The organism is Curtobacterium sp. NPDC092190 (assembly GCF_044755625.1).
GTDB lineage: Bacteria > Actinomycetota > Actinomycetes > Actinomycetales > Microbacteriaceae > Curtobacterium.
The window spans coordinates 1-9345 of the sequence record NZ_JBIVRJ010000007.1 but is presented as its reverse complement, the minus strand read 5'-3'; the positions used below and the strand labels follow the sequence as shown (position 1 = coordinate 9345).

The window sequence follows — 9345 nt, the reverse complement described above, 5'->3', positions numbered from 1 at the left end:
CCCGGGACCCCCCCCGCGGGGGGGCCCCCCGGGGCCCCTGCTCTTCTCCCGCGCCGGGGCGCGCCCCCCCCCCCCCCCCCGGGCGGGGGGGGGGGGGCCCCGGGGCCCCCCCGCCTCCCGTCCGTCCGTCCCATCGCGGCTAGCGCTGCTGGTCGCCGTCTCCGGAGAGTCCCGGCTCCGTGAGCGCGGCCGCGTAGGCCCGTACCGATCGGTTGTAGCGGGGGAGCGTCGGCTCGACGGCCTCGATCGCCACCCGGAGTGCCTCGTCCACTCGGCCCGCGCTGTGCAGCGCGAGCGCGAGGAAGACACGAGGGGCCGCTCCGGTCGCGGGGTGCGGTGGGGCGTCGCGGAGCATCGCGATCGCATCGTCGATCCGGCCGAGGTTCCGGAGGGTCGACGCGTGCTGCACGACCAGTCGCGCGGCACGGTCGGGGTCGACGGTGCCGAGCCCCGCCTCGGTCGCCGCGGCGTACTGCTCGTGCGCGGCGGCCTCCTGCCCGCCGGAGTCGTGTGCGCCACCGAGCTCGAACGAGCCGAGCGCGGGGTGGGGTGCGACCGCCGCGAGCTCGCGCATCCGGTCGATCCGGGCAGCGTCGTCCACGGTGTCGTCCGCCCACAGCGCCGCGACGCGTGCTTCCCAGTCGGGGTCGGAGGGTCGTGGCTGCGGGGTCGTGGTGTCGCTCACACGGTCACGCTAGCGGCACCGCTGCGACGCACGACCATCCGGTGGACGTAGCCCTGCGCGCATCCGGGGCACCGGGATGCGAAGATGCATCGTTGCCCACCGACAGGACGACGAGGAACCCATGGGACACGACGACGCCGCGCCGCTCCTCGACGGGCGCTACCGACTCGAGCAGGAGATCGGGCGTGGCGGCATGTCCGTCGTGTACCGCGCCACCGACGAGGTGCTGCACCGCCCCGTCGCCGTGAAGCTCTTCCACCCGGGCTCCGTCGACCTGGCGCGGCAGGAGGCAGAGCTCGGCGTCCTCGCTGCGCTCGAGCACCACGGGTTGGTCGGGTTGCTCGACGCGGGTGTGGTCGACGTCGTCGGCAGCGGTCCGCGACGCTTCCTCGTCATGTCGCTCGTCGTCGGACAGGACCTGGAGGCGCGGCTCGAGGTCGGACCGCTCTCCGCGAAGCACATCGCCGAGATCGGCTACGACATGGCCGAGGCGCTCGAGTACATCCACCCGCACGGCGTCGTGCACCGCGACATCAAGCCGTCCAACATCCTGCTCGTGGACTACGGCACCGGCTCCGACCGGGCCCGCGCACGGCTGACCGACTTCGGGATCGCCCTGGCCGCGGGGGTCGAGCGGCTCACCGCTGACGGTGTCACGACGGGCACGGCTGCCTACCTCAGCCCCGAGCAGGCCCGGGGTGCGGACGTCGGTCCCGCGAGCGACGTGTACTCGCTCGGTCTCGTGCTGCTCCAGTGCTTCACGCGGCGCCGCGAGTTCCCGGGGTCGCTCGTCGAGTCCGCCATCGCCCGGCTGTCGCGCGACCCGGTCGTGCCGGAGCCGCTGCCGGAGCACTGGAAGCACCTGCTCCGCGCGATGACGGCGCAGGACCCAACGGAGCGGCCCCTCGGTGCGCAGCTCGTCACGATGCTGCGCGACGTCGTCATCACCGAGAGTGCTGCAGCCGACCCCGCGGCCACCGGTGCCCGGTCCGATGCCGCCCCCGCTGCGACCGCGACCGCCGACGCAGGCCCCGCCGAGCCGACCCCAGCCGCCCCGGCGGACGCCCGCCCTGCCACGCTCGACTCGCTGCCCGAGGAGTCGCTGCAGCGCACCGTGGCGATGGCCGCACGGCTCTTCGACGCTCCGATCGCCCTGGTCGACGTGCTCGACGAGGACCGTGAGTGGTCGCAGTCGTGGATCGCCGAGGGGGTCGACGAGGCAGCGCGCAGCATCAGCTTCCGCAGCGGCTTCGCGCCGGTACCCGTCCCCGTGGTGATCCCGGACGGGTCCGTGCACCCGGAGATGCGGCAGAGTCCGCTCGTCACCGGGCCGCTCGGCATCCGGTTCTACGTGAGCGTGCCCCTGCTGCGGCACGACGGCACCGCGGTGGGGACCCTCGCCGTGCTGGACGTCCGTCCGCGCGAGGCGTCCGAGGGCGACCTGGCGAACCTGCGCGACCTCGCTGCGCTGGCCACCACGCAGCTGGAGCTCCGCCAGGAGTCCCTGCGCACGACGAGCGACGCACTGCCGCTCGACGGCGCGCGCTGACCCGCGTCAGGCGCCGGGTCGACCGTCCGACCACGTCATCGCCCGGTCCGCCTGCTCGGCCGTGATCCGGGTCACCGCACCGCAGTTGGTGCACTCGTTGCGGTGTGAGCGCGACAGCGGGACGAGCGGGACGAAGAACAGGCTGAGCTTCGTCGTGCGGCGCACCACCCGCTGCGCCGCCAGGACGCCGCACACCCCGCAGACGAAGCGGACCACGGTGAGCAGGGTGTCGGAGCCGCGGGTGCCGAAGATCAGGAACACACCGCGAGGCTACGCGGACGACGCAGACGGACCGTCAGCCGTCGGAGACCGTCACGCGGAACGACCGCACGAGCGGCTCGTCCGGCCGGACGACGACGGGGGAACGCCAGGCGAGCGCCGAGCCGACCGCGGGGTACTCCGCGACCCGGACGAACCACGGATCGCGGTGGTCCAGCGCCTCGACGAGCACGTGCGCTCGTCCGCCGTCGAAGGACCCGGTCCACGCCACCCACGGTGCGACGGAACCGTGCACGCGGTCCTCGCCCGCGCCGTCGGGGGTGCGGACCACGACGTCCGTGCAGGGGGCGAACCGCAGGAACCAGCCGCCGTAGCCGGCACCGGCGCGACCGTGGCTGGCCGGACTGCCGAGCGCGACCGGTCGGGCACCGGGCGCGCGGAGCGTGGACGTCCACTCGAGCTGCCAGCCGTCCGGCGTCGCACGCCAGCCGAGCGTGCGGTCCTCGTGGAGCAGCAGCGCGCCGGCCGGGTCGCGCCAGGAGGTGCCGAGCCGCAGCCCAGCGCCGTCCGTCTCGGAGGGGCCGACGGTCGCGGTGCCGTGGTCGTCCTGCCACCGGTAGCCGGGACCGTCCACGTACGTCGGTCCGCCCCAGCAGTTGACGCCGTCGAGGTCGGGGAACGCGACGCCGAGGCCGCAGTGCCAGGGGTGGTCCTCGGGGTGGCGGTCGGTGAGCACCACGCCGCCGAGCGTCCGCACCGGGTGGAGGAAGGGCCGCGGCACCCAGGCCGGCGGGACGTCCGCGCCGTCGTGCAGCTCGCCCACCCTGACCCCGGCGACGTCGAGCGGCACGACGACGCCGTGCGCCGTGCCCGTGCCCTCCGTGTCGTCCGTCCCCACCTCGCCGACGCTACGCGTCGACCTCCGTTGACCGTCGCCGCACGAGCACGACGCTGTCCACCGTCTCGTGTCGCTCGCCGTCCGGTCCGGTCGCCGATCGCGGTCGGCCCTCGGCGACCATGACGTCCCACCCGTCGTCGAGCCGCAGCGCCGCCAGGTCCTGCTCGGGCGTCGGGAAGCGGTGTGACCGCATCTCCTCGGGCACGTCGCGGTGCGGCGGAGCGGCGTGGGCGGTGACGAGCAGGTGCCCGCCGGGAGCGACCGCCGTGGTCGCCCGGTGCAGGATCGCGTCGCGGGGGATGCCGACCGGCCACGACTGCAGGAAGGACGCCGTGACCAGGTCGAACCGCTCGTCGGGAGCCGGGCTCCAGGTCGCCAGGTCGGCGGCGACGAACCGGGTCCGTCCGGCCACCCCGGCCGACCGCGCCGCGCGGTCGGCGCGGTCGACGGCGGTCTGCGACAGGTCGACGCCGGTCACCGTCCAGCCCTGCTCCGCGAGCCAGACGACGTCGCCGCCCTCACCGCACCCGAGGTCGAGTGCCCGGCCGCCACCCGACGGCAGTCCGGCGACCACGTCGGCGAGCACCGCGTTCACCCGGCCCGACCAGATCCCGTCCCGTTCGGCGTACCGGGCCTCCCACCAGTCGCGCGCCGTGCCGCCCCCACCCGCGGGAGTACCGTCGGGGCGGGCCGGGGTGTGTGCGTCGGCGGGGGCGGAGGGGTCGTCGTGCGCGTGCATCTGCCCAGTCGACCGCGCACCGGAGCGCACCGCAAGGATCCTTGCCGGACCGGCAACGCGGCCCGCCGCGATCAGGCCCGGACCGGCGTCGTCGGCCTGTCGCGATCGGCCGCCGGACGGGAGGCACACGGTCGCACACCGGACGGACGGCCGACGACGTTCCGTCCGGAGTGCGCGGCCTGGGTGTCCGGTGTCCGCGGTGCCGTCCGGCGGCGCGTACCGTCGCCGGCACGACGAGATCGTCCGGCGGCCACGCCATGCGGGGGCCGCCAGGGTGGACACCACGCCACCCCGCGACCCTGCCGGCCGGACTCCGGACGGCGCAGGACGCCAGGCGGTCGTGATGCAGGGAGCACGACATGTCGACGTACCAGACGGACGAGCGGGTCGAACCGGTCCGCGTCATCACCTACCGGCACCTCCGCCGCGCCGCGCGACGGGGTTGGGCGGTGCCCGAGGGCGCCCCGGCGCCGTCGCTCGCGGACCTGGGGCGGGTCCGCGGACCCGGCCGCGGCGACCGCACGTGATCACCGCGACCGTCGACCCGCCCGCGGAGGACCGGTCGACCGAGCAGCGCCGGACCTCGGTCCGACAGGTCGTGCACAGCGGCACGGAACCCGGCGGGGCCCGCGCCCTCCACGAGGACGTGTACGACGGCCACGACCTGTGGTGCCGTCCCGACGGGGACGCCCCCTTCAGCTACCGGTACCGCGCCACCGGGGACGGGCGGGTGAGCCTGCGGACCTCGTCGGTCTCGGCGCACCACGGCGGGGTGCTCGCCCCCGGCCGGCAGTACCTGCTCGCGTGGTCGGTCGAGGGCGGTGTCGTGCTCGACCCGGACCGCGAGGACGGCGTCACGCTCCGCCCGGGCGTCCCGGTGATGTGCCCGGCGGGTCGTCCCTTCTCGGTGGCGGCGCCGCCCGGCACCGTGCACCTGGTGCACTTCGACGCGGACTTCCTCGAGGCCGTCGCGGTCGTCGGCGGTGCGGCCGTCCCCGTGCCGCTGGCGTTCCCGGCCGCCGTGCCGTCCGCCCGCCTCGCGCCGTTGCAGCGCACGCTCCGCGAGCTCGCCGGTGCGATGCTCGACGTCGACGTGGTCGACGGAGAGCGGGCGGTGCTGGACCTGCGCCTCGCCGAGGCCGTCCTCGAGGCGTTCCGCCCCGACCCCGACGGCGGCGTCCCCGACGGCTCCGTCGCCACGCTCGAGCGGGCGAAGGCGTACATGTACGCGCACTTCGCCCGCCCGCTCAGCACCGCGGAGATCGCCGCCGGCGCCGAGTCCAGCGTCCGGACGCTGCAGGAGACCTTCCAACGGCACGAGGCATCGACGCCGACCGCGTTCCTCCGGGACCTCCGGCTCGACAAGGCCCGGATCGCGCTGCAGCTCGCCGACGCACGGGAGACCTCGGTGGGAGCCGTGGCGTCCTCCTGCGGCTTCCGGCACATGGGGCGTTTCTCCGGCGCGTACTCCACGCGCTACGCGGAGCACCCGGGGGAGACGCTGCGAGGGCAGCGACGGATGATCGCGGTCGCCGGGACCCCCGGTCGCACGCGGGGGTCCCAGCCGGGCTGAGCCCGCCCGTCTCCCTCGCCTGTCCGGATCCGCAGGTCGGTCGGGAGGCACCCGGCGCGTCCACCGCGCAGCCCCGGTCCGCCCCATGCTGCGCTGGGTAGCGTGCAGGGATGCAGCGGACGTCACCGAGCACCGGGACCGGCGGGATCGCGGTCGCCGTGCGCGGCACCGGCGCCCCGGTCCTCGTCCTGCACGGCACCCCCGGCGGGATCTCCTCCGCCGAGGCGATGGCCCGCTTCCTGCCCTCCGACCGCTTCCGCGTCGTGACCCTCGCACGACCGGGCTACGCGGGGACGACCCTCGAGCCGGACCACCCCTCGCTCGACGACGAGGCCGACCGGTACGCGGTGCTCCTCGACGAGCTCGGCATCGACCGTGTCGCCGTGCTGGCGTGGTCCGGCGGCGGCCCGGCTGCCTACCGGTTCGCGGTCCGCCACCCGGACCGGATCCGGACGCTCGTCGTCGTCGCCGGGCTGTCCGCGCGGTGGGTCCCGCCGAAGCCGTCCTTCGCCGAGTGGGTCGTCGCGTACACCCGGGTCGGTGCGGCGCTCGCCGCGTCCGCCGCCCGACTGGTGCCGTCCGTCGTCGTCCGCACCGCCGAGGCCGGCGTCAGCTCCCTGCGCGGGCGGGCGCTCACCGCACACGTCGCGGACGTCCTGCACGATCGGCCCCGCCGCCGGGTCCTGCTCGACCTGTCGTCGAGCGGCAACGCGGGCGGGCGCAACCGTCCGGGGTGGGACAACGACGTGCGGGTGCTCGGAGCGGTGGACGACCTCGAGCTCGGGGCCGTCCGGGCACCGACACTGCTGGTGCACGGCGACGCGGACACCGAGGTTCCGATGGAGCACAGTGCCCGGGCCGCTGCGACCGTGCCCGGGGCCGAGCTCCTCACGCTTCCCGGCGGCACCCACTTCGGGCTCTGGGACCACCACGACGCGGCCCGCGTGCAGGAGCGCGTCCGGAGCCACCTCGAGCGCGCCTGACCGCTGCCGCGCCGGACCGCTGCCGCCTGACCGCTGCCGCGCCTGACCACTGCGTGCCGGCTCCGCTCGCTCGGGGAGGGCTGCGCTCGACCCGGCAGGCTGAGACGAACCGCAGGAACCGGACGCTCCAGCCCTGGCGGTCGGAGCTTCGTGACCAATACGTTATCTCCCTGAGCCGGTCGACCACCCGTCGCCCGATCGCGGAAGGAACCATGGGACGACACGCACTGCCCGCAGCCCACGACGGCGCACGGTCGACAGCACCCGAGCCGACCGCACCCCGGTCGTGGGAACCCGCGGAGCTGCGGCGTCCCCGCGGCCGTCGCGCGGCCCTCGGCCCCGCGGTCGCCCGTTCCTCCTTCGTGCAGCCCGCGAAGCCCGCGCGCACGGTCGCTCTCGCCGCACCGCGCCCGGTCGCGTCGACCGCCGTCGCCGGCGCCGCGGTGCTCTCACGCTCCGCAGCACTCCGCGCCGAGCGTGCCGCGGACCCGCGGCACGTCCGCCGCGCCGCGAACGCCAAGCGCGCGGCGATCCTGCTCGCACCGGCGCTCGCCGTGACGTCGACGCTGACGCTCGCGGTCCCTGCGGACGCGGCCCCGGCGACCACGACGAGCAGCTCGTCGTCCGCCGTCACGGCTGCGGACGACGCGCAGTCCTTCACCGTCGCCCGCGACGTCGAGGTCCCCGTCGTGCAGACGGACGGCATGACGACCACCACGACGATCGTGTCCTACCCGACGATCGTCACGAAGTACGGCGTCACCACGCAGCAGGCCGAGGCGGCCATCTCGAAGGTGCTGTCGGCGGGCGGCAAGCGCGCCACGATCGTATCGACGGCGCTGCAGTACATGGGGGACCCGTACGTCGAGGGCGGCGCGAGCCACTCCGGCATCGACTGCTCGGGACTGACGATGGTGGCGTACGCGGCCGTCGGCATCCCGCTCGTCCACTACGTGCCGTCGCAGGACGCGGTCGCCACGACGATCCCGCAGTCCGAGGCCCTGCCGGGCGACCTCGTGGTGTTCGACAACGAGGACCACGTCGGCATCTACCTCGGCGACGGCATCGTGCTGCAGGCGCCGCACCCCGGCGACCCGGTCGACATCGTGCCGCTGTACCCGAACGCCCACCACTTCGCGCGTCTGCTGCCCGCGGGGGAGTGACGCGTCGACGGGGAGTTGCGCACCTCCCGTAAACTGGAGTGATGGCCACCGAGACCCGCACCCCGTTCGAGGAGCAGCGCTCCACGCGTCCGCAGGTGCGCCCGCGCACCGAGGGGTGGACCCAGGCGCAGGACTCCGAGGGGCGACCCCTCCTGCAGTTCGCGTCGCCGAAGCGCGGCAAGCCGCCGGTGCACCTCGCCGACATGACCGTCGAGGAGCGCGTCGCGAAGGTCAAGGAGCTCGGCCTGCCCGGCTTCCGCGCCAAGCAGCTGTCGACGCACTACTTCACGCACTGGTCGTCCGACCCGGCGACGATGACCGACCTGCCGGCTGCCCAGCGCGAGGAACTCGTGGCCGGGATGCTGCCGCCGCTCCTCACGGAGACCCGGCGTCTGGCGACGGACAAGGGCGACACGATCAAGTTCCTCTGGAAGCTGCACGACGGCGCCCTGGTCGAGTCGGTGCTGATGCGCTACCCCGGTCGCATCACGCTCTGCGTCTCGTCGCAGGCGGGTTGCGGCATGAACTGCCCGTTCTGCGCGACCGGCCAGGCAGGGCTGACGCGCAACATGTCGACCGCCGAGATCATCGAGCAGATCGTCCGGGCGAACGCCGCGATCGCCGCCGGTGAACTCGGGGGCGACCCGCGGAAGGGCGGGCAGGACCGCGTCGATGCCGAACGCGTCACGAACATCGTCTTCATGGGGATGGGCGAGCCGCTCGCCAACTACAAGCGGGTCATCGAGGCGGTGCGCACGATGATCGCTCCGCAGCCGCACGGTCTCGGGATGAGCGCGCGTGGCATCACCGTCTCCACCGTCGGCCTGGTGCCGGCGATCAAGAAGCTGGCGGACGAGGACATCCCGCTCACCTTCGCCCTGTCGCTGCACGCGCCGGACGACGAGCTCCGCGACGAGCTCATCCCGGTGAACTCGCGGTGGAAGGCCGACGAGGCGATCGACGCCGCGTACGAGTACTACGCGAAGACCGGTCGACGGGTCTCGATCGAGTACGCCCTCATCAAGGACATGAACGACCACGCCTGGCGCGCCGACCTGCTCGCCGAGAAGCTCAACGCGCGTGGCAAGGGCTGGGTGCACGTCAACCCGATCCCGCTCAACCCGACGCCCGGTTCGGTCTGGACCTCGTCGGAGCCCCACGTGCAGGACGAGTTCGTCCGCCGGCTGAACGCTGCGGGCGTCCCGACGACCCTGCGCGACACCCGCGGCAAGGAGATCGACGGCGCGTGCGGCCAGTTGGCCGCGGCGGACGAGACGGACGTCTGAGTCGACGATCGGTCGGACGGGAGGCACGGTGCGGGTACGCACCGTGCCTCCCGTCGTTCCCGGGTCGCGTCGGCACGCGTGCGACCGCCGACCGGCACCCGTCCGACCGCGGCTCGGTACCCCTCCTCCCGCGAGTCCTCGGGGAAGTCGGGGGACGACACGCCCGGGATGTGGGTGGTGTTGGTGGTGTGGTCGGGCCGTGCGTAGAGTAATCACTCGTTGCCGCTGAGGCGGAGAACGGAACGGCCGA

Annotated in this window: 10 protein-coding genes; 6 read left to right on the top strand and 4 right to left on the bottom strand. The window is 74.5% G+C overall.

The window, feature by feature from the left end:
* Positions 1-139: 139 nt before the first annotated feature.
* Positions 140-685: a tetratricopeptide repeat protein gene (locus ACIQFY_RS15230; RefSeq protein WP_400340789.1), complete on the bottom strand. Its 546-nt coding sequence runs from the start codon at positions 683-685 to the stop codon at positions 140-142.
* 121 nt (positions 686-806) lie between these two features.
* Between ACIQFY_RS15230 and ACIQFY_RS15225 the strand changes: the two genes are divergently transcribed.
* Positions 807-2234, top strand: coding sequence for a GAF domain-containing serine/threonine-protein kinase (locus tag ACIQFY_RS15225; protein ID WP_271827110.1), 1428 nt, complete (start codon positions 807-809; stop codon positions 2232-2234).
* Between the two features lie 6 nt (positions 2235-2240).
* Here ACIQFY_RS15225 and ACIQFY_RS15220 read toward each other — a convergent pair whose 3' ends face one another.
* From ACIQFY_RS15220 to ACIQFY_RS15210, 3 genes are read right to left on the bottom strand one after another with little or no spacing between them, the layout of a single operon-like run.
* Positions 2241-2495: a hypothetical protein gene (locus ACIQFY_RS15220; RefSeq protein ID WP_066653429.1), complete on the bottom strand. Its 255-nt coding sequence runs from the start codon at positions 2493-2495 to the stop codon at positions 2241-2243.
* A gap of 34 nt (positions 2496-2529) precedes the next feature.
* Positions 2530-3351, bottom strand: coding sequence for a PmoA family protein (locus ACIQFY_RS15215; RefSeq protein ID WP_400340787.1), 822 nt, complete (start codon positions 3349-3351; stop codon positions 2530-2532).
* Between the two features lie 10 nt (positions 3352-3361).
* Positions 3362-4090 carry a class I SAM-dependent methyltransferase gene (locus ACIQFY_RS15210; protein ID WP_400340786.1) on the bottom strand — a complete coding sequence of 243 codons (729 nt, stop codon included), beginning with the start codon at positions 4088-4090 and terminating at the stop codon, positions 3362-3364.
* 359 nt (positions 4091-4449) lie between these two features.
* Here ACIQFY_RS15210 and ACIQFY_RS15205 point away from each other — a divergent pair, with 359 nt between their 5' ends.
* The 5 genes from ACIQFY_RS15205 to rlmN all read left to right on the top strand — a co-directional run bounded on the left by ACIQFY_RS15205 (position 4450) and on the right by rlmN (position 9095).
* Positions 4450-4617, top strand: coding sequence for a hypothetical protein (locus ACIQFY_RS15205; protein WP_400340784.1), 168 nt, complete (start codon positions 4450-4452; stop codon positions 4615-4617).
* On the top strand, positions 4614-5663 hold the full coding sequence (locus ACIQFY_RS15200; protein WP_400340782.1) for a helix-turn-helix domain-containing protein: 1050 nt from the start codon (positions 4614-4616) through the stop codon (positions 5661-5663). The genes ACIQFY_RS15205 and ACIQFY_RS15200 overlap by 4 nt, the downstream gene beginning before the upstream one ends.
* Before the next feature lie 110 nt (positions 5664-5773).
* Positions 5774-6646: an alpha/beta fold hydrolase gene (locus ACIQFY_RS15195; RefSeq protein WP_400340781.1), complete on the top strand. Its 873-nt coding sequence runs from the start codon at positions 5774-5776 to the stop codon at positions 6644-6646.
* A gap of 212 nt (positions 6647-6858) precedes the next feature.
* Positions 6859-7809: a C40 family peptidase gene (locus ACIQFY_RS15190; protein ID WP_400340779.1), complete on the top strand. Its 951-nt coding sequence runs from the start codon at positions 6859-6861 to the stop codon at positions 7807-7809.
* A 41-nt stretch (positions 7810-7850) separates the two neighbouring features.
* Entirely contained in the window at positions 7851-9095 is a 1245-nt protein-coding gene (rlmN, locus tag ACIQFY_RS15185) for a 23S rRNA (adenine(2503)-C(2))-methyltransferase RlmN (protein ID WP_326497309.1), read from the top strand.
* Positions 9096-9345 lie beyond the last annotated feature (250 nt).

Coding starts and splice junctions, on each gene's coding strand:
- ACIQFY_RS15225 (WP_271827110.1), top strand. CDS start 807: ATGGGACACGACGACGCCGCGCCGCTCCTCGACGGGCGCTACCGACTC.
- ACIQFY_RS15210 (WP_400340786.1), bottom strand. CDS start 4,090: ATGCACGCGCACGACGACCCCTCCGCCCCCGCCGACGCACACACCCCG.
- ACIQFY_RS15205 (WP_400340784.1), top strand. CDS start 4,450: ATGTCGACGTACCAGACGGACGAGCGGGTCGAACCGGTCCGCGTCATC.
- ACIQFY_RS15195 (WP_400340781.1), top strand. CDS start 5,774: ATGCAGCGGACGTCACCGAGCACCGGGACCGGCGGGATCGCGGTCGCC.
- ACIQFY_RS15190 (WP_400340779.1), top strand. CDS start 6,859: ATGGGACGACACGCACTGCCCGCAGCCCACGACGGCGCACGGTCGACA.
- rlmN (WP_326497309.1), top strand. CDS start 7,851: ATGGCCACCGAGACCCGCACCCCGTTCGAGGAGCAGCGCTCCACGCGT.